15 protein-coding genes are annotated in these 20,641 nt (G+C 63.5%); 4 read left to right on the forward strand and 11 right to left on the reverse strand.

What is annotated here, in order from left to right; genetic code table 11:
• On the reverse strand, window positions 1-256 hold a 256-nt coding region (locus AZSI13_RS08365; RefSeq protein ID WP_201262338.1), incomplete at its 3' end, for an ESPR domain-containing protein.
• 345 nt (window positions 257-601) lie between these two features.
• On the opposite strand from AZSI13_RS08365, the gene AZSI13_RS08370 reads away from it, so the two are divergent.
• Window positions 602-4,264, forward strand: a complete 3,663-nt coding sequence (locus tag AZSI13_RS08370; RefSeq protein ID WP_165833411.1) for an AAA family ATPase — start codon at window positions 602-604, stop codon at window positions 4,262-4,264.
• 310 nt (window positions 4,265-4,574) lie between these two features.
• Here the strand turns inward: AZSI13_RS08370 and AZSI13_RS08375 are convergent, their stop codons facing one another.
• Together AZSI13_RS08375 and bioB are read right to left on the reverse strand one after the other, a co-directional pair.
• A complete protein-coding gene (locus AZSI13_RS08375; protein ID WP_109040721.1) occupies window positions 4,575-5,486 on the reverse strand; it encodes a methyltransferase domain-containing protein in 912 nt (303 codons plus the stop codon).
• Window positions 5,487-5,493: 7 nt separating this feature from the next.
• A complete protein-coding gene (bioB, locus tag AZSI13_RS08380; protein WP_109040722.1) occupies window positions 5,494-6,489 on the reverse strand; it encodes a biotin synthase BioB in 996 nt (331 codons plus the stop codon).
• Between the two features lie 85 nt (window positions 6,490-6,574).
• Between bioB and AZSI13_RS08385 the strand changes: the two genes are divergently transcribed.
• From AZSI13_RS08385 to AZSI13_RS08395, 3 genes are read left to right on the forward strand one after another with little or no spacing between them, the layout of a single operon-like run.
• Window positions 6,575-7,303, forward strand: a complete 729-nt coding sequence (locus tag AZSI13_RS08385; protein WP_109040723.1) for a ComF family protein — start codon at window positions 6,575-6,577, stop codon at window positions 7,301-7,303.
• 32 nt (window positions 7,304-7,335) lie between these two features.
• Window positions 7,336-8,541 (forward strand): O-antigen ligase, encoded by a 1,206-nt coding sequence (locus tag AZSI13_RS08390; RefSeq protein WP_133247292.1) that lies wholly within the window; start codon window positions 7,336-7,338, stop codon window positions 8,539-8,541.
• A complete protein-coding gene (locus AZSI13_RS08395) occupies window positions 8,451-9,101 on the forward strand; it encodes a Wzy polymerase domain-containing protein (RefSeq protein WP_165833413.1) in 651 nt (216 codons plus the stop codon). The genes AZSI13_RS08390 and AZSI13_RS08395 overlap by 91 nt, the downstream gene beginning before the upstream one ends.
• On the opposite strand, the gene AZSI13_RS17275 is transcribed toward AZSI13_RS08395, so the two are convergent.
• From AZSI13_RS17275 to AZSI13_RS08435, 8 genes are all read right to left on the reverse strand, one after another.
• Window positions 9,098-10,336, reverse strand: a complete 1,239-nt coding sequence (locus AZSI13_RS17275; protein WP_133247293.1) for a tetratricopeptide repeat protein — start codon at window positions 10,334-10,336, stop codon at window positions 9,098-9,100. The genes AZSI13_RS08395 and AZSI13_RS17275 overlap by 4 nt on opposite strands.
• 4 nt (window positions 10,337-10,340) lie before the next feature.
• Window positions 10,341-11,171, reverse strand: coding sequence for an ExeA family protein (locus AZSI13_RS08405; protein WP_109040727.1), 831 nt, complete (start codon window positions 11,169-11,171; stop codon window positions 10,341-10,343).
• Between the two features lie 22 nt (window positions 11,172-11,193).
• Window positions 11,194-12,918, reverse strand: coding sequence for a secretin N-terminal domain-containing protein (locus AZSI13_RS08410; protein ID WP_109040728.1), 1,725 nt, complete (start codon window positions 12,916-12,918; stop codon window positions 11,194-11,196).
• A 13-nt stretch (window positions 12,919-12,931) separates the two neighbouring features.
• A complete protein-coding gene (locus tag AZSI13_RS08415; protein ID WP_109040729.1) occupies window positions 12,932-13,306 on the reverse strand; it encodes an MSHA biogenesis protein MshK in 375 nt (124 codons plus the stop codon).
• Entirely contained in the window at window positions 13,303-13,965 is a 663-nt protein-coding gene (locus AZSI13_RS08420) for a hypothetical protein (RefSeq protein ID WP_109040730.1), read from the reverse strand. Before AZSI13_RS08420 ends, AZSI13_RS08415 begins: the two co-directional genes overlap by 4 nt.
• Window positions 13,962-14,663 carry a hypothetical protein gene (locus tag AZSI13_RS08425; protein ID WP_133247294.1) on the reverse strand — a complete coding sequence of 234 codons (702 nt, stop codon included), beginning with the start codon at window positions 14,661-14,663 and terminating at the stop codon, window positions 13,962-13,964. The genes AZSI13_RS08420 and AZSI13_RS08425 overlap by 4 nt, the downstream gene beginning before the upstream one ends.
• A 16-nt stretch (window positions 14,664-14,679) precedes the next feature.
• Window positions 14,680-15,522: an agglutinin biogenesis protein MshI gene (locus AZSI13_RS08430; RefSeq protein WP_133247295.1), complete on the reverse strand. Its 843-nt coding sequence runs from the start codon at window positions 15,520-15,522 to the stop codon at window positions 14,680-14,682.
• 175 nt (window positions 15,523-15,697) lie between these two features.
• Window positions 15,698-20,617: a DUF6701 domain-containing protein gene (locus AZSI13_RS08435; protein WP_133247296.1), complete on the reverse strand. Its 4,920-nt coding sequence runs from the start codon at window positions 20,615-20,617 to the stop codon at window positions 15,698-15,700.
• Window positions 20,618-20,641: the final 24 nt, after the last annotated feature.

Below are 20,641 nucleotides of genomic sequence, written 5' to 3' on the forward strand. Positions count from 1 at the left end.
GGTCAGCTGGTTGCCGTTCTGGGCCAGGGCGGCCTGGCCGGCCANCGACCTGCCCGCCCGTGGGCAGGGCATTGGCGGCCGGCGGGGCTGCCAGGGCGGTACCGGCCAGCAGGCTGCCCACCACCAGGGCCAGGGGCTTGAGGCGACGCCCGCCCCGGGAGGCCCGTCCTCCCTTGCTTCGGCCCCGGGCACTTTCCGGCGCGGCTACGTAGCTTTGGCTCTGTTCGTTCCAGGCGAGTCGGTAGGTGTGGTTCATGGGGGCCTCGGGGCGGAAGGTCAATGGCAACGGAGCGGGCAGCAGTATCGGGCCATGGCTTGGCCGTGCCCGTGCAATGGCGAAGTAATGGCGAAGCTATGGCAGCATTGCCAACATCATGAAGCACCAGCGTAAGAGAGGCGTAAGATGCCTCCTTCAGATTGGCATTTCAGGGGCGCTGGGGCGCGCCGTTACTACGCCTCCGGGCAAGCGGCTCCTTACCTGTCCCTTGTTCCGATTTCTCCTCCGGCCCCTGTTTCGACATTTTTGATCGCCGCCTCCGTCCGCCACCTTGCCCAACGCCTGGGGCATTCATGCCCCAAACGCCCCCAAAGCCGCCCCGCCATGTCCCTCGCGCCTTCCGCTAGCCCCCCTGCCGCTGCCTGCAAGCTGCAACTGGATCTCCTCGGCCCGCCCCGGCTGTGCCGTGACGGCGTCGACATCAGCGGCCGCATCAAATACCGCAAGGGTCTGGCTTTGCTGGCCTACCTGGCCGTTCACAGCGGCCTATGGCAGCCCCGGGAAAAGCTGGCGGCCCTGCTCTGGCCCGATCTGCCCCTGGCCGCGGCCCGCACCAACCTGCGCCAGGTCCTCAACAACCTGGCGGCCCTGCTCAATACGCCGACAGGCGCCGGCCCCCTGGAGAAGGACGATCAGGCCATCCGCCTCCAGCCCGGCCCCGGGCTGCGGGTGGATGTCCACCTGCTGCTTGAGGAAAGCGCCGAGCGCCCCCCGGAAGCGCCCTGGCTGCATGATTTACCGAATGGTTTGGCCCACCTGACAGGGGAATTCATGGCCGGCCTGCAACTAAACAATGCGGGCGAATTCGAGGATTGGCTGCTGGCGGTGCGGCGGGACATGGCCGGGCGTGCCGCCAGCCTGCTGGAGCGCCTCCTGCAAGCCCGGCGGGAGGCCGGCCATCTGGCCGAAGCCCTGGCACCCGCCCGCCTGCTGGTGCAACTGGCGCCCTGCGACGAAGCCCGCCACCTGACGCTGATGACCTTGCTGGCTGAGCAGGGCGATCTGGATGGTGCCCTGGCCACCTTCGCCCAGCTGGAACGGGCCTTGAAGCAGGAAGGTGGCAGCGCCCCCGGCAATGCCCTGCTGCGCCTGCGGGAGGAATTGCAACGCCAGCTGGCGGACCGGACCGATGGCCTGCCCTCCGCCGCGCTGCCCCAGCTACCCGAACTACGGGGGCTGACGGCCCTCTACTGTGATTTCTGCCTGGCACCGGATAGCGGCATGGCGGCCGACGGCGAATTCATGGCGGCCCTGCAGGAGTTGATCCACCGGCGGGGCGGCCGCGTCGCCTCCACCATCGGCCGCGGCATTCTCGCTGTGTTCGGCCTGCCGCCGGCCCTGGAGCGTTCGGTGGAGCGAGCCCTGATCGCCGCGGAGGAAATCCGCTCCGGCCCGGCCCGGGCCATGACGCCGCGCATGGGCGTCTGCCACGGCCGTATGCTCTATCAGGGGAACGCCACCGCCCCCCACTTGCTGGGGGAAATCCCCGATCTGGCCATGCTGCTGGGCTGGTCCGCTGCGCCCGGTGAAACCCTGGTCAATGGCGCCGTGGCCGATCAGGCCGGGCCGGACTTTGCCTTCCGGCCCGCCGGCAGCCGGACCCTGCCCGGTACGGCAGCTCCCCTGGAAACCTTCAACCTCACCGGGCACCGCCCCCCGCGCGCCCGCCAGAGCGCCCGCAGCGGCCTGCCCTTTGCAGGCCGGGAGGGGGAGCTGGGCCAGTTGCTGGCCCTCTGGGACGACGCTCGGGCCGGCAAGTCGCGCATCGCCTTGATCCGCGCCCCCGCCGGCATGGGCAAGACGCGCCTGGCGGCAGAACTGTCGCGGCAGGTGGATATGCTTGGTGGCCAGGTGCGCCACATCGCCTGCCGTCTCGAACTGCAACACCATCCCCTGGCCGCTGTGCTGGCCAGCCTGGAGGCTCTGGCCGGCATTGAGCGCCACGACGGGCCAAGCCGCCGGCGCGAGAAGACCGAGCAGGTTCTCGCCCAGGCCTACCCCCGGCTGACCCCGGAACACCGGGAAGCCCTGGCCGTGCTGATGGCCGAAAGCGCCATGGGTAGCAGCGGCATCCAGGCCAAGAGTACGGCCTTCAGCGCCCTCCTGGGCCTGGTGGATTGCCTGATCGAACGGCGCCCGACCCTGCTGGTGATGGACGATCTGCACTGGTGTGACCTGACCACCCTGGAATTGCTCGGCCAGTTCGTCAAAAGCCTGGGCGACAGGCCAGTGCTGCTGGTGCTCACCGGCCGCGCCGAGATGCTGGCGGATAGCCCGCCCGCCCTCACCCGACACTTCGACCTGCCGCCCCTCAACCCGGGCGAAGCCCTGGCCCTGGTCGCCGCTGCCGACCGGGCCGCCCACATTCCGCCGGAGGAACGCCAGCGCATTGCCGGCAGTTGTGGCGGCATTCCCCTCTTCATCGAGCGCCTGGCCAAGGACTGGCTGGAAGGCATCGACCACCGGCAGCCGGTGGAAGAGCTCCTGCAAAGCGAGCTGGATCGCCTGGGGCCGGCCAAGGACGTACTGCGCAGCGCCGCCGTGCTCGGCGTCAGCTTCAGCCTGGAGCTGCTGCGCGCCCTGCTGCCGGATGCGCCGGTGCAAGCCGCCCTGGAGGCGGCCATCGGGCAGCGCTTGGTCGTCGCCCTCGACGACGACCTCTACGAATTCAGCCATGCCCTCATCCGCGACACCGCCTACCAAAGCCTGCCCCCGGGGCAGCAGCAGGCCCTGCACCGTCACGCCGCCTACCTTTTCCTCGAAGCCGAGGCGCCCCAGGCGGAAGCCGTGGCCCGCCATTTCAGTGCCGGGCGCTGCTGGAAGGAAGCCGCCCTGTGGTGGAACCACGCCGGCTCTGCCGCCATGGCGCGGGAATTCGCCGCCGACGCCCTGCGTTGCTTCGAGGAGGCAGACAAGATGCTGGAAGCCTGGGACGCCCCCCTGGCCGAACGCCAGGCGGTACAGATTCGCCGCGGTTACGCCGCCCAGCTGGCCCAGGGCTTCGGCTCCCCCCTAGCCCACCGGCTGTTCTCCCAGGTGGCGGACGAACTGGGGCGGCACATGCCCCTGGAAGGCAGCCGCCGCCAGACCTATTTTGCCGCCCTCAGCGGGCGCTACATGGGCGGCAGTTCCCAGGGCGAGGTGGAAGGGCTGAACATTGCCCGCCAGTTAGCCAGCCTGGCCCAGACCGACATCGAGCGGCTGATGGCCAGCTTCGCCCTCGGCAATTCCCTTTTCTGGCGGGGCCAGCTGGCCGAAGCCCGCAGCTGGCAAGAAAAAGGCGCCGACCTAGCCAGCCGCCTGCTGCCCCGGGACCGCATCCGCTACTGCGTGGACGATCCGGCGGTGACCTGCCGGGCCTTTCTCGGCTGGAACCTGTGGTTCATGGGGGAAGAGGCGGAAGGCTGCGCCGTGGCAGCGCAAAGCGTCGCCCTGGCGCGGGAAGGGGGACGCACCCACGCCCTGTGCTTCGCCCTCACTTTCTCTGTCGCCATGCACTGGTGCCGGGAAGATGTGGAGACGGTGCTGGCCCAGGCCAGCGAGGGCCTTTCCCTGGCCCGGCAGTACGGGCTACCGCTGTGGGAAAGCGTCAATAGCCTTTTCCTGCTGTGGGCCCAGGCCCGCCTGGGGGTGCTGGAAGACAACCGGCCTCTTTTCGGCGCCGCCGCCCAGATGCAGCTGGCCTACCAGGCCGGCATCACCACCTCGCGCTGGATCGCCGCCCGGGCCCTGGTGGCCCAGTCCGCCTGGAGCGAGGCAGAAGCCCTGATCGACGTGACCATCCAGGAGGCGGTGGTCAATGAAGACGAATACTGCATCGCCGACGTGGTCTGGCTGAAGGGGGAATGCTTGCTGCAACGGGAAAAGGCCCGGGAAGCCCGTCGCCATTTCGCCCGGGCCGAAGCCATGGCCGAACAGCAGCAAGCCCTCGGCCTGTTGCAACGCTTCCACCGGCGAAAGGTGCAGCTGCAAGGGCGGCCGGGTTAGGACAGCGGAAGGGGAAGGCCGGTGCCGGCAAATGGCTCCAACATCGGGCGCCAGGTCACGCCGGGCGCAAGATCGTCACCGCACTCCCTTTGGCACCTCCCTTTGGCATCGGCCGCAGAGGCAATAGGGACGCCATTCTTCCCACAAACACCCCGGAGCGGCAAGCAGGGCGCGGGGTTTGACAAAGACCCGCGCCCCGCCTTGGTTTCCAGGCGATGTTGGGTGTTATTCAGGCGCTCTTCAGGTGATTTTCGGGAGGCAACGCAGCTGCTGCCTGCAGTGGTGACACCGCCGACCGAGGCCTGCGGAATCAGGAATGGCCGGGCTTGGGGCGGTCGAAGCGAACGATGCTGCGACCATCGGCGATCTTTTTGGGTGCCGTTTTCCAGGCGTGGCCGTAGACCACTTCCACCGTGACCGCTGTGCGGCCGTCCTTGGCCTGGCGGCCGAAGGCTTCGGCAGCGCGGCGCCACTGGCGGGGCGTCATCAGGCCGGGGCGGCGGGCCGTCATGGCGCAGGTATCGCCAGCCGCCTTGAGTTCCGCTGCCAGGGCATCGAAATCTGGGTAGGTCAGGGTGAGCACTTCCATGTCCATCACTGGATCGGCGAAGCCGCAATGAACCAGCAGGTCGCCCCAGTCGTGCATGTCGATGAAGCGCTGGGTATGGGCATAGCCATCGCCGAAGGCGGAGCGCAGCTCCTTCAGCGTATCCGGACCGAAGGTGGAGAACATCAGCAGGCCGCCCACCTCCAGGCTGCGGTGGAATTCCTTGAGCACCGGCTCCGGGTCGTTCACCCAGTGCAGCATCAGGTTGGACCAAAGCAGGGAAAGGCTGCCGGCAGCCAGTGGCAGGGCCAGGGCGTCAGCCGCCAGCAGGCCCGGGCCTCGGGCCCCACCGCCCAACCAGGTCGGCAGGCGGGAAATCACCGGGCCGCTGGCCGGATGGCGCCGGCGGGCCTCGGCCAGCATGGCGGGCACCGCATCGGCGCCGAGTACCAGGGCGTCGGGATAACGGGCCTGGAGGCCGGCCAGGCTGGCGCCGGTAGCGCAGCCCAGGTCGAGAATCTTTTGGGGTTCGAGGCGGACGTAATCCAGCCGCTCCGCCATGCGCCCGCCAACTTCCTGGGCGATGAAGGCGGCGGCATCGTAGCCGGCCGCCGCACGAGCGAAGGTCCGCCGCACCTGGCGGCAGTCCACCAGGGGGGCCGCCGGCTGCGTCATGGAGCGATCAGATGGGCTTGAGGCCCAGCTTGGCGAACATGGCATCGTCCTGGTCGGCCTGGGAGTTGCCGGTGGTCAGGAGCGCTTCGCCGTAGAAGATGGAGTTGGCGCCGGCCAGGAAGCAGAGGGTCTGCAGTTCTTCGCTCATCTCGTGACGGCCGGCGGACAGGCGCACGTAGGAGGTAGGCATGGTGATGCGGGCAGCGGCGATGGTGCGCACGAATTCGATGCCATCCACCGGCTTGACGTTGGCCAGGGGAGTGCCGGGGATCGGCACCAGGTTGTTGATGGGCACGGATTCCGGCGCCTTGGGCAGATTGGCCAGCTGGGCGATGAGGGCCGCCCGGTTCTTGCGGGTTTCGCCCATGCCGATGATGCCGCCGGAGCAGACATTGATGCCGGCATCCCGCACCTGGTCCAGGGTGTCGATGCGGTCTTCGTGGCAATGGCTCTTGATCACCTGGCCGTAGAATTCCTTGTCCGTATCCAGGTTGTGGTTGTAGTAGTCGAGGCCGGCTTCCTTCAGCTTCTCGGCCTGGCCGTCCTTGAGCATACCCAGGGTGACGCAGGTCTGCAGGCCCAGGGCCTTGACGGCGGAAATCATTTCAGTGACCTTGTCCAGGTCCTTGTCCTTCGGGCCGCGCCAGGCGGCGCCCATGCAGAAGCGGGAAGCGCCCCGGTCTTTGGCGGCCTGGGCGGCCTTGAGCACGTCGTCCAGAGGCAGCAGGGCTTCGCGCTCCACCTCCGTGTTATAACGGGCGGACTGGGAACAGTAGCCGCAGTCCTCGGAGCAACCGCCGGTCTTCACGGACAGCAGGGTGGAACGCTGGATGGCGTTGGCATCGAAGTTTTCCCGATGCACCTGCTGGGCGCGGAAGACGAGATCCATGAACGGCAGGTCGAACAGGGCCTGTACCTGGGGCAGCGTCCATTTGGCCTGCTCGGCGGAGGCGCCGCAAGGGGTGGAGGATGTGTCGGAAACTGCTGCGGCAACTGCGTTCATGGCAAAACCTTTGCGAATAACCCTACTGGTATCCATACTATTAAGTATGGCTCATAATTATGAATAATCGCGGACGGCAGGGTAAATGTCAATTGTAGCCCAAAGCCGTCGCCTCCTCCGCCAGGCTGCCGGCGCGGTGCTGGATGGCCTGCTGCCCGGCTCCTGCCTGCTCTGTGGTGAGCACGACCACAGCCCCCTGGTCTGCCAGGCCTGCGAGGCCGACCTGCCCCATCTGGGCCCGGGGGCCTGCCCTCGTTGTGCCGAACCTGACTGCAGCGGCCAATGGTGCGCCCACTGCCTGCGCCACCCACCCCATTTCGACCGGGCCTGGGCCCTGTGGCGCTATGAGCATCCCCTCGATGCCCTCCTCCACGCCCTCAAGTACCGAAATGAGCTGGGACTGGCAGCCTGGTTCGGTCACCGGCTGGCCCCCATGCTGTTCGCCCACAGCACAGATTGGGATTGTCTCGTGCCCTTGCCGCTGCACCCACAGCGGCTGGCGGAACGGGGTTTCAACCAGAGCCGGGAAGTCGCCCGGCACCTGGGGCCGCACCTCAACCTGCCGGTCATGCCCGAGCTTTGCCGACGCCAGCTTGCGACCCGCCCCCAGGCCGAGCTGCCGCTGGCGGAGCGCCACGCCAACATCCGCGGTGCCTTCCACTGCCCCGGAATGCTGACGGGTCGGCGCATCCTGCTCCTCGACGATGTCATGACCACCGGCGCCACCTTGAACGAATGCGCCCGTACCCTCAAACTGCACGGCGCCCTCCGGGTGGATGTCCTCGCCGTCGCCAGAACCTGCCATCACACATGATGAATGCCCTCGCCCATACCCTAGCGCAATTCTTGTGCACCCTCCGCCGGCCCCACCGCCTGGCGCTGCTCCTGTTGGGGGCGATGGCCCTGTTTCCCTTCATCAATCCCCATCACCTGAATCCCATCCCCTCCTTTTATGGCGAGTGGTGGGCGGCAGCTCTGGGTTGCCTGGCCATGACCTACTTCTTCAGCACCGAGGCCCGTCGCGACCTGCGCCTGCCGGTGGTTGCCCTCATCCCCCTGGGCCTGATCCTGCTTTTCCTGTTTCAGCTACTGGCGGGGCAGGTGCTGATCATCCACCAGGGGCTGATCTTCGCCCTGTATCTGCTGTGGGCCATGCTGATGGCCCTGCTGGGCCGGGTGCTGGCCCGGGAGGCGGGACTGGAGGCACTGGCAGAGGCGCTGGCCTGGGGATTTCTCGGCGGAGGCGGCATCAGCCTGTTGCTGGTACTGCTGCAGTTCCATGGCCCGGCCATTGGCCGGGAGTGGCTGTTCCCCGCCCTGGGCGAGCAGGTCTTCGGCAATCTGGGGCAGCGTAACCAGTTCGCCAACTATCTCTGGCTCGGCGTGGTATCAGTGATTTATCTGCACGGCCGGCAGCGGCTGGGCACCCTGGCCTTCGCCGTCCTCGCCATGCTGCTGAGCGGCGCAGCCCTGCTCAGTACCTCGCGCACGGTCTACCTCTACGCGGCTGCCATTCCCGCCCTCACCTACCTGATGGCCCGCCGCGGCCGCCTGCCTGCCCCACTACTGCGCCATACGCTGTGGCTTGCCGGTTTCATCCTGCTGTTTTCCCTGGGCAAGCATCTGCTCAGTTTCGCTGACATTCATGTTGCTACCAGCGGCGATCGCCTGTTCCAGGAGGTCAGCGGCACTTCCATCCGTTTTGGCCTGTGGCAGGTTGCCTGGAGCAGCTTCGTCAGCGCCCCTTGGCTCGGCGTCGGCATCGGCCAGTATTCCTGGCAGACCTTCGCCCTGGCCGGAATTCTGCCACCTGGCACGTTGCCGGGTGCGGCGGAACATGCCCACAACCTCCTTCTCCAGTTATTGGCAGAATTCGGCATCGGCAGCCTGTTGTTGCTGCTGGTCGTCGGCACGGCCCTGGCACGGGAATTTTTGCGCCAGGATTGGGGGCTGGCCCACTGGTGGGGCCTGGCGGTACTGACAGTGATCGGCATCACAGCCAGCTGGAATACCCGCTCTGGTATGCATTTTTCCTTGGCCCCACCGCCCTGATTCTGGGAGCCCTCGTACCCAGCCCCATTTCCGTTAGCCTGGAGAAGCTGGGTCGCCCCGGCCAGGGGCTCCTGCTGTTGCTGGCGCTCTGGACTCTCGGCAATCTCTACCGGGACTATGGGCGCCTGGAAGACACCTTGAACCTGCAGCCCGCCACGCCCACGGCGCAAGTCAGCTGGCCCCAGGTACACCAGCGCCTGGAAGCCCTGCACGAGGATTCCCTGTTCCCTCACTACATCGAGCTTTACTACGCCACCCTGGCGCCCATCAGCAGGGACAACCTGCCAGACAAGCTGCGCATCACGGCAAGCGCCCTGCGCTTTTCTCCGGTGGATCGGCTGGTATTCAAGTACCCGGTCTTGCTGGCTCTGGCCGGGCAAACGCGGGAGGCAGAGATCATGCTGCGCATGGCGATGCGCCTCTATCCTGATCTGGTCGGTGGAATTCGCCCCCAATGGCAGGCGCTGAGCCAACGCTATCCCGAACTGGGCACCCTGCTGCCGATCCTGGATGAGAAGGTACTTCCGCCCCGGCAGGCCACGTCGGCCATCAGCCCTTAACGCAGGCGCTGATCGACGAAGGCGACCATGTCGGCGGTCAGGGAGCCGGAGGAGCGGGCACTGAGAAAGGCCTGACGCGCTTCGGCCGCGTTGCCATCGGCCTCCAGAGCCAGGCCCAAGCCAAGCCACCAGCGCCCTTCGCCGGGAGCAATGCGCAAGGCCGCCCGATAATGTTCGGCCGATTCCCGATGGCGCCCCAGGCGCTGCAACACATTGCCGCTGAGCCCCTGATAATCGGCATTACCCGCCCCGGCCGCCATGGAGCCCTGCAAAGCCTGCCAGGCGGCGCTTGCATCGCCCCGCTCCACCTGCAGCCGGGCCAGGGCCAGGGCCCACTGATAGCGCCCCGGTTGCAGGCGGGCCGCCTCTTCCAGCAGGCTGCGAGCCTCGTCCTGATTGCGCTGCTCCAGCAGCAGACGCAGCAGCAACTGGCGGGCCGCGGCGTGTTGTCCATCCAGCTTCAGCGTCTGGCGCAGGGCATCTGCACCTTCCTTCAATGCGCCCTGGTTGATGGCGGCCACGCCCCGGCGATATTCCGCTTCAGCGCGCTCCTGGGAGGAGGGCTGCATGGGCGTCTTCTCGATCCGCACCGGGCCGGATGGCACCGGCGCAGTGGTGGGAGCGGCAGAAGCTGCAGTGGCTCCCGGCGCTTCAGCAACCCGGGGCGCCGCCTGGCCGGCCAAAACACCTTCCGGTACCTTGCCGATTGGCCCGTTGACGGTTGCCGGCCCACTGCTGGCAACCGTACTGGGAGCAGGGCTGGCAGGAACCGCCGCCGGCACTGGTCGGCTATCTCGCCCCGCCGACGAACGGGATGGGCTACCGGAGAGAATGTCGGACAAGCGCAGGCTGGCCGGAAAATCATCTTCCTTGAACAGCAGCGGGGGCGTGGCCACCCCGGCAGTCGGTGCTTCGGCAATGGCGGAAACTGTTGCAGGTGCGGCCACCAATGCGGGCACTGCCGCTGGAGCAACCACCTGCCCAGCCCCGGTGACAGCCGATGTGGCTGCGCCCCCGGAAGGGAGCGAAGCGAATCCACCCGGAGCCCCCAGGTAGTACCAGGCCCCTCCCCCCAGTCCCGCCGCTACCAGCAATACCAGGCTCAGCCCCAGCCAGGGGGTTTCGGAATTCCGGTTGCGCCCCGGCAGCGGCCGCACTTCGTTGGGTAGCCCCTTGCGCTGATCTTCAGCCCGGCGGGCGTCGAGATCCTGCAGCATTTGATTGATGACGCTCATGGCCTTACCACCAGAAACGCAAGGTCGCCGCCCCTTCGGTATCCCGAACGGCTGCCTTGACGTGCTTGCGCTTGACCTGGAAGGAGCCCTCACCGAATACGGCGAGCAGGGCCTTGTGGGAGAGGATGTTAATCAGGCGTGGGGTGCCGGCGCTGGCCCGATGCAGCAACTTCACGGCGGCGTCGGAAAAGAGGGAATCGCCACGGTAGCCCGCCACGCGCAGACGATGGCTGACGTAATCCGCCACTTCCTTGCGAGCCAGGCCACTGAGACGATAGTGGAAAGTGATGCGCTGCAGGAGCTGGCGGATGTCTTCCCGAGCCAGCTTGGCATCGAGTTCCGGTTGCCCCAGGATCACCCACTGCAGCAGCTTGCGCTTCTCCGTCTCCAGGTTGGAAAGCAGGCGCAGCGCTTCCAGGCTCTCCACCGGCATGGCCTGGGCCTCGTCGATGCACACCACGGCAGCCTTGCCGGTCCGGGCGATATCGAGGAGCCGCTTGTTGAGGGCCTTTAGCAGGTGATACTGGTCAATATCTACCGGCACATCCAGGCGCAATTCCTCGGCCAGGGCCAGATACAGGGTGCGGGGCTCCAGGTTGGGATTGGGCAGGTAGGCAGTGACGAATTTGTTGCCGAGGGCCTGCAGCAAACGTCGGCACAGCAGCGTCTTGCCGGTGCCGACCTCGCCGGTGATCTTGACGAAGCCCTCCCCGGCCCGCAGGGCCACCAGCAGGGTATTGAGCGCCTCCTGGTGGGCGGTGGAACCGTAGATGAAGCTGGTATCCGGGGTAATACCGAAGGGCAGCTCCAACAGCCCGAAGTGCTTCAGGTACACCCGTGACCTCGATGGAAGCGCATCAATACTGGGGCGCCACAGCCGGTGCGTAATCCTGCAGACGGGACTGGGTGTTGCGCAGGTCCGGCTGCCAGTCAGCCTCGTTCTGGATCACCGTTGGCTTGATCAGGATCACCAGTTCCTGCTTGGCCAGGGACTTGGCACGCTGGCCGAACAAGGCACCGAAGAAGCCCGGGCCGGTAGTGCCCGGCAGACCGGAACGGTCATCCACCTGGGATTGCTTCATCAGGCCGCCGATGGCCACGATGTTGCCGTCCTGGACCCGCACAATGCTGTCGGTCTCATTGACCGTGCTGGTGGCCAGGGGCAGGGTCATCGACCCAACTTGGGACCCCAGATTAATGACCTTTTCCTTTTCCTTGACGACGCTGATGGCCGGATGGACGTGCAAGGTGATGGTGTTGTTTTCGTCGATCTGGGGCGTCACATCCAGGGCAATGCCGGAGAAGAAGGGCTGCAGGGTGACGCTCGGCGTCGTGGTGTTAGTGCTGCCAGTCCCGGCAACGGTGGTAGTACTGACGTTGGTGACGTAGTACTCGTCCGTCCCTACCTTGAGCACGGCCTTCTGATTGTTCAGCGTGGCAATACGGGGGCTGGACAGCACATGGACCGTACCCTGGGTTTCCAGGAAATTCAGCAGCGCCGCAAAATTGGAGGTCTGGAAAGCCAGACCGAAGAAGCCGCGCCCACCGGAAGACGTAGCCAGGCCACCATCGGAACCCGGCACTACGCCAACGTTGCCATCACCGATCGCACCCGTCGTACCCAGCGTCGTTCCGGGCGCCACGGTACCGATGGTCATGCGGCTGGTCTTCTTGGAGAAGGCGGACCAATTGACCCCTGACTGGAAGCCTTCGCTCAGGGAAACTTCGATGATCTTGGCTTCCAGCATCACCTGACGCTCGATGATCAACTGGGTGGCGCGCAGGTAGTTCTCCACATTGCGCAATTCATTGGGCATCGCCCGCACCACGATCACCCCAGAGTGGGCGTTGAGGATCACCCCGCGCCCCTGCTCGTTGCCGACGATGGCCCCCAGTGCCGTATTCAGTTCCTTCCAGAAATCCGCATCCTGGGTGGTGTAAACCCGGCTGCTGTCAGCAGCCCGTGTTGTCGAGCCGCCAGGAGTTCCGGGAGCCCCGGCGGCAGGCTGGCCGGCAGCAGTGCCGGTGGCACTACCGCTACCCGAAGTACCGGGAGATACCACGCTGATGGAACTGGAAGTCACCCGCACATCACTGGAGCCCTGACGGCGGCCAGCCAGGTAATTCACCTGGAAGACGCGGGTTTGCAGGGTGTTCGGCAAAACACTAATACGCGTTCCCTGGATGCGGTAGTCGTAACCGTAGATATCACGCAGGGTCTCCAGGGCTTCACGCACCGAAACATTCTTAAGGTTCACCGTCACCGTACCGGCCAGCTCAGGAGAGACCAGCATGCTGTAACGGGTGCCGGACACCAGCGCCATGAAAACCTGGGCTGCCGGTGCATTGCTGACCACCAGATCGAAGCGGGGCTCCACCGCCTCCGCAGCCTTCGGCACATCGATCTGCAACGGCGGCAGCAAAGCCTGGTTCACCGCATCTGCATTGGGGGTACGCTGACCATCCACCGCACTCTGCATTTCTCCCTTGATACGCTCGTGAGTTTCCCCCGGTCGGCCGCCAGTGGTCACGCACCCACCCAGCAGAAAAGCCGCCAGAAGGCCAATGAACGCATGCTTCATAACCAATACCCCTTTACTTCCGACGCCCGCCCGAACGGGGGCGTTCAGCAACAACCGTTTTATCGACTTCAGGTGTCATCCGCAGCACCTCGGTTCCGAGGCTGCCGCGCAGCACCACTTCATTCTCCGCAATCTTCACGAGGACGCTCTCGCCAACCTTACCGCCCAGCGGCACAGTCTGACCGCTAATCACGGCCACGGAGGCTCCCCGCCGCAGCACGACAGACTGCAACACCGGGCCGCTCGCCACCACACCTTCTCCACCACTTGCCGTTGCGGCAATCAGGCTTTCCGGGGGGCGCGTCGGGTCGGGCAGCACTTCACTGCTTTGGGCACCCGCCGGTGCCGCACTGAAGATGGCCAGCAGCAATATCAGGATTCGTCTCATAGCACCAGCCAGGCCTTGTCCAGGCTCAAGGTATACACCCGCAGGGTGAGGACGGAACGAGGGTAGGCATCCACGGTGAGATTGACGCCCTCCCACAACAAGCGCTCAGGCACCGCCTCCAGATCGGCAAGATAGCCGAGCAGATCCAGATAGTTGCCGGCGAGGCGAATTTCCACGCCATGGCGATAGACGTTCATGCCGTCATTACTGGCCTCAGCTGCTGCCTGGGGTCGCGCCAACACGGGAACCGGGCTCAGGGTCCGCAAACCCAGCATCTGCAAGCCCTTGCGACGCCCCATCAGGCGCTCCAGCAGTGCCGGAGCGGCCTGTGGGGTCACCAGGGTGCCATCCAGGGCCTTCAGCTTGCCGTCGAGTTCGCTCCGGCGGGCCTGCAGTTCCTGGCGCATTTTGTCTCGCTGCACGCCGGCACTGGCCAGCTCGGCCTGGGTTGCCGTCAGCTGGTTGGCTAGAGTGGCCCGTTCGGATTCATACTGGGTCACCAGCGCCGCCTGGGCCCGGCCACGCAACAGCGGCGAGGAGACCAGGAGACTGTCACCGATGAAGTAAACAACGGCGACAATGGCAATGGCCAGGGCCCACCGCTCCCGCTCAGGGCGGGCGTCAAAGCGAGCCAACCACACCTGCAGTTGTTCCTTCATTGCGCACCTCCCTTGCCATCCTTGTCGCCCGCCTTTTCTCCACGGTCGGCGGCCCCGGCAGTTCCTGAACGCAAGGGTTTCAGGACAAAGTCCACATAGGGGGGCAATTTCTGGGCAGCAGCCACTGCGGCGGCATCACCTTTATCCAGGGGGGGCTGACGAACGTCCAGTGCGGCGAACTCCCGTCCGGCAAAAGCCCGCTCGTGATTGAGACGGCGGATGTACTCGGGCAAGAGGGACTGATCCGTCATCCGCCCACGAATCTCCAGACCGTTACCGCCGGATTCGGCACTGAAGCCGACCAGCCACAGGCCTGCCAGGCTTTGACGGGCCAGGCCGCGGAAATAGTCGGCAAAACCCATACCTTCCTGGGGGGAACCTCGCTCAAGCAGGGCCAAGATCTGTTCTCGGTCCGTCACGTCCTGCTGCAACTTGAGTAGCTCGGCGTCCTTGTCGAGGGGAATACGCTTGGCGGCCAGCGCCTGCTGGGCCGACTCCAACTGGCTGCGGGTCTGGCTAAGCGCCTGTTCGGCAGCAATGGCTTCCTGACTGGTGGATGCCAGATGCCAGCGAGCACCGATGCCCACCACCAACAACAAGACGGCTAGGCCACCGGCGAAGTACAGGACATTACGGCCCGTCGCCCATTCCCGTTGGGGAATGAGGGAGGGGTTGAACAAGTTGATTTGCTGACTCACATGAACTCCCGCACGCCTACTGCCGCAAAGCAGCCCCGATCAGCTTCAGGCACTGGGCCTGCCGTTCGGTGACACGCAATTCAGGAACTTTCGGAAAATCGAGTGCAGCCGACAAATCCATCACCTCGACCGGAACGTAAACATTGGGCGCCAGGGCTGCCCGCAAGGTCTCGGCTTCAGGGACTGCCAGCAGCAACAGCCCCCCCATGGGGACATAGCTGTATTGCCGGTCAAAGGTATCCAGCGTCCGTTGCACTTCCAGCACGATCCGCTCGAACAGTTGCTCACGGCGCTCATCGGTGGCCGCGGCAAGTGCCTGCCAGGTGACATCAATACGACGGCTGACGTAGAGCTCCCCTTTGGCCGTGATGGTCAGCAGACCGCCATCGCCATCAAAGGCCAGCGCGGCCAGGGCGCGGCCATCCTGCTCAGCGAGGGCGGCAATATTGCGCTGCCCCACATCGGGAATATCAATGGCTTCCAGATTCAAGCCGGCCTGATGGAAAGCGCGAATCACTGGTGCCAGAACAGCGTTGCTGGCAACCACGGCCATAACCTGGCGCGGACGCCCGCTGCCTTGCTGCCCGGGGATTTCGAGAACATCCAGGGTAGCCTCTTCCACTGGGTAGGCAAGCATGTCCTTGATCTGCCAGCGCAAGGCATCCCGCAGTTCCGTATCCGGCACATTGGGGGCCTCGACCTGAAGAATCTGGTAGTCGCCAGACCCTAACAGGGCAGTGCACCGATAGCCGGCCAAGCGCCGTTCCTTGCGCAAGCGCGCCAAGGCACCTCCCAGATCGCCGCCAGTGGCGTAGGACTCCAGCAGCACTAGTTCCGGCAAGCCGCCGGGCCGAGGCATGACATGGGCCAAATCTACCCGGTCAGCCCGGGGAGCAACCGCCAGCCAACCTTCGACCCGGGGAGCGGAGGATTTGGTGAGAAATGGGAGAGAAAAAGACAGAGGCATAATTAACTTAATATTTCACTGCAAAATACCAGGATACTGCCTTAATTGATATGAATTTATTCATACCTTAGTACAGTTCCCGGTAGTACAGATAGGCCCCACGGCTTAAACCGAAGACGGCCCGGGCCGAAGGATCGCGATCGAAATTGTTACTACCGTCCCAGGGGCCGGTCAGGTAGCCGAAGGCCGCTTCAGCACCACCGGTAGTCCGCTTGCAGGTACCTTCGCTGCTGATATCCAGGCAGACCCGGAAAGCAGAGCGTTTGGTGGTGTCGGGAGTCGGCAGCACAATCCGCCCCTTCCCCGGCTGGGTTACGGAGTACTTGATATCGGGTGTCAGCGTAACCTTGTCGTCTGGCGACCAAGCCACGTTGGCCGCTGCCAGCGCGGGAATGGTGCAGGCATCATCCTCATTCAGAATGAAACCCGTGCCATTCCAGTAACGGGCTTCGATCGGCACACTCAGGGGCAACTGCTCGGACCCATAGGCCGTCGTCAGTTTCAGCAAGCCAAAACGCAGCTTGCTTTGCCCAAGGTAACGACGCTCCTTGACCTTGCTGGCATCCAGGTCGATATCGATATCCAGCTTGTCTGAGGCCAGCGTGATGCCGTCCGCATCCTGGGGCGCAAGGCCCAGGGTAAAGGTCTCGAACGGCCCATCGGGCTTGACCAGGTTGGCAGCATCCTTGTTTCTCGCCAAAGTGAAGCTGCCGCGGAAGTTGGCAACCCCCTTGCACCACCGGTTGGCGATGATGGCGGGCGCTGCGGGGGTGGTGCAATCTGAAGATTGGGCACCCAACGTCGTACTAAAACGGTCCACCGCGTTGGGAATCGCCACCGGGGCCGACGACACGTTGTCCATCGCCCAGAGATTCAGATAGCCCGCCTGGATATCCGCCGAGGGCTTCAAGGCCTTGATGCTCAGCCATTGGGCAACAGGCAACTTTGAATAGAGTACTGCAGGCGTTCCCCCATCCGACAAACCCTGATCATAGTTCTCCACCGTCGTATTGGTGCCGTTCTTGGCCGTCAGGGTAAAGGCCAACGCCAGCGGCTCGCCCATGTAGGTAAAGGCGGACGTTGTGCACGCTGCCAAATCGGAGCGGTTGGTAACGGCGACGCCGGATAGCTCGAAGTGGTGGGGAATAAAGCGGCCCATCGTCGCGCTGGTGGTAGTCAGACCGAAGTTGCAGCCGTACTTCCCGTCAGCATTTTTTGTATTCGAAAAATTATCTGGAACGCAATCGCCTTTAGTGGTGATGCTATCCACCCCAGTCCAGGTTGCCGTGCGGTAGCTATCGCAACGCTTGATACGATCTGGCTCGCTCTCATTAGGCAGCCCCAAGCATTCCGTATCCCCCATCACACCATCGAATACACCTCGATGCGCCGATGGATCCGACCCCGCTCCACTTACAGGCACGCCAATCAACCGGAACGCACCGACTTCACTGTAGGTGAATGCCGAGCCCTTACCGGTCGCACTACCAATTGCGGATTGTGCGGCCTCAAACGTGCCGCCGATGGAGCCGGTTTTCAGGATGGACCCCGTTGCCATGCTGGCAGGAGCCACTGCCTGTACCGCCGTATTATCGATTTTCAACACCCCGGTATAGCCACTGGCCACACCAGCCACCCCTGGAATGGTTGCTTCCAAGGAAAATCCGTCAGACCCGGCCTTGAAAGTCGGCGTACCACCGACCGAGGTATTGGTTGCATCGGTCGTGACGACCTGAGATACCGATTGGGGGCGAACCGAAAACTGGTCGACAGAACAGGCACCTGGCGTACTAGTAAAGGCAGTACAAGTACTGTCAGTACATTCACGCATCACCGCCGCTAGATTGTTGTAGGCCGTATTGAGGGTAATGGCAGCAGACTGGACATCACCGCTGGCCTGGGTCGGATTCGGGAGAAAGGAAAGAACCTGTGAGGAAATAGCGGGTTTGGTGATGCAAGCACTAGGACAGCTTCCATCCGTATTCACGGCACAGACCTTGTCGCTGTTGTTAACCAGCTTCAACTGGACATATTTGGTCACCCCAGCGGGGGCATATCCCTTGTTTTTGGCACCTTTCAATAGTGCAGCCACATTCAGTTTGAAAGGCACTCCCACCAGCTTGGTATAGATGTCGCCGGTCATGTACTGCTGAATTTTTACCGCATCAGCGCTCGCCCCCGTGCCCCCAGCCACCCCATATGCTTCATCAATCGCCGAAAAGCCATCGGAGACGCTTCCCCCCGGCGGATACATGTACTGCGCACAGATTCTCAGCGCAGAAATCTCGTGATAATTGTTCGAGCCCCCGGTGGACGCGGTAAAGGAAATTTGCCAGTTGGTCGGCACCGGCGCCTGGGTATAGCCATAAGTCGTCTTGGCAGCCGTGGTATAGACATTAGGGATATTCACCAGGTTGGTGTAACCGCTGCCAGTATCCCGATTGACCAGCACGGCCGTACTAACCGGCTCCTTGCGGGCGTCCACGATTACCTGATAGGCATGACCTGGCGCGGGGGTAGAACCCGACGCGTCAATCCCGGGGCTCAGGGTTGCGGTTCCTCCTAGCCACGGATAACCGGTTGTCCCCGAGCCTGAACCTCGAACACCAACGGAATCAACCACAAAACCGGGGCCCAATTTACGACTTTCAGTCGGGTTCTGGTAGTTGCCGTATTCGTCCATGGCCACCCCAATCCACCCGCCGGCAAAACCAGGACGGCCACCATCGTATTGCGCGTACCCGAGAGAGCCACCGTACGCCCCCGGCACGGCCGGGACAGCATAATCAGAGAGCGTGACGGCGATACCATCCGCGCCACTACCGCCATAGGCATAGAGCTTGAAATCGACCGATATGTAGTTACCGGCAGCGGGGAATATCCCGGGGGCAGTGGCGGCCTTGGCCCGGTAACCCTCATTTGGGGTCAGCCGCAAATAGCCGCTGGAGGCGATATACGGCAGAATCCCCGTCCCATCGCTCTCAGTGGCTCGCCAGTTGGCACCAAAAATGGGGGAAGGATTCAGTGCAGCCCGGTCAGTCCCCAGAATGAACTTATCGCACACGCATGTCACGGATACGTCGCTGGGCGTATTGCTGGGAGGGGAGCAGCCTTGCCCCGGAGGGCCGACCACGAAGCTACCGAAGCCCCTGTTCTCTGTTGAAACTGCATTATTCAGGGGGCTGCCTGTGGTAGTCGTTCCGGCAGGAGCGATCCAGGCACCGCTGGTGTCGTAGCGGGCCACCTTGAACGTGGGAATGCTGCCTCCACCCAGCACCTCGGAAGACTGGAAGCCGATCTGCACATCGTACTTTCCATCCACCGGCAACGAGGTGAGGGTGTCGCCCGTAGCGCCCAGAGTCCAGTAGCGATTGACGTTCTTGCTGGAATCGATCCCCGAGTTATCGACAAAGAGGTGCTGACCACCCGTCGTGTAGGCCATGAGCGTGCCACCGGCTATGCCATTGAACCAGGGGAAGGTTACGGTAATGGGCGCATAGGCACTTGCACCGCCAATCGGATAGGTGCAACTGGCGTTGTAGGCGGGGAAGAGGAGGCGGAGATTGCCAATCACGTAACTGCTGGTGCTTCCCCCCGATACCGCAGGGTCCGAGCAGTTCTTCCCGGTTACGTTGAGGGTATAGGTCCCGGTCGTCACCTTGCCATTGGTCAGGGTCAGTACCTTGTTGACGGTCAGGCTCCGATTCAGCGTCAGGCCGGCACTGTTGTTCATGATCAGGCTGCCGATGGTGGAGTCTGCCGTTCCACCAATACTCTGGGCTGCCGTGCCATTGAAAGTCACATCGGCATTGGGCAGGGACAAGGTCCCGCTATTGGTGACATTCCCCGTGATGTTAAAGACAGAGTAGGTGATTGCAGACACCGAACTGCCACTGGCGACAGTCAAGGCGCCAATTGAATTGGTGCCATTGAATAAAGTCAGTTCCTGAGTACCGCTTTTCTGCATGGTCAGCGTGCCGACCGAAAATGCGTTATTCCCGTTTTTCACCACGTCGCCACTCGCGGAGAAAGTTCCGGTGACCGTCAAGGCGGCATTGATGGTCGCATTACCGCTCACCGTGAGGGCATTGGTCGAAATGCCGGAACCATTGTTACTGAGATTCCCGCCGACATTGATGGTCAGGGTACCGCTGCTGGCGGTGTTGGTAACAGATGAATTGTTTGTGAAGTCACCGCTAACGGTGATGGTACGACTAGTTGTGGCGGTGCGTTGCAGGGTGCCATTATTGGTCAGTGTTGCAACTGCGGCGTCTGCGTTCAGCGTTATCGTATGGTTGTTGATGGTTGTGCTATCGATCGCCGTAGGCGGCCCATCCCCCGGCCCTGCGCCGCAATTCCATACTGTGGCGTCAGACCAGTTGCCCGTCTTGACGGTTGAGCACGACCGGGGAGGCGTGTAGGTGATGACAATGTAAATACGATCAACCGACACAGTATGAGAGCTGCCACTGCTGTTAGGCTTGGTCGCAGCAAACGCGACACCAAAATTGGCCGCATTGATATCTGTAGCTGACCAGGCAGGAGAAACCCCCCAAGTGGACGTAGCGCCACCATGAGCCTCCACTACATCCGCCGTGGTGTAGGACGTAGTGGTCATACCATCGGAGCCCACAGTAGTTCCGCCGCGCACCATAAACAGGTCAGCGTCCCGACTACCTCCATTTGACGTGGAGTTGGATTTTCTTTCTACATACACTGCGATACCGTTAATCAGCGAGCCCGCAGGAATAGCAAATCCGTAGTCGTGGCAATACAAGTAATTCGTAGTCGTACCATCTACCGTAGCTGTGGCATAGCTATCATCGCTGGCCGTTGCACGGCCAGGGTTTGTCCAGGCAACAGAGCCGACCCCGGTCATATTCTCGCAAACAGCGGGGCTGGCGGTCACCGTTGCTCCGTATGCGGCAAAGGGAACGACGACGGACAGCAGCGCGCCGAATACGCAGCCTGCAAATGATTTCGTCATCGACACTCTCCTCATGAAAAGCTT

Source organism: Azospira sp. I13, from assembly GCF_003112695.1.
Lineage (GTDB): Bacteria > Pseudomonadota > Gammaproteobacteria > Burkholderiales > Rhodocyclaceae > Azospira.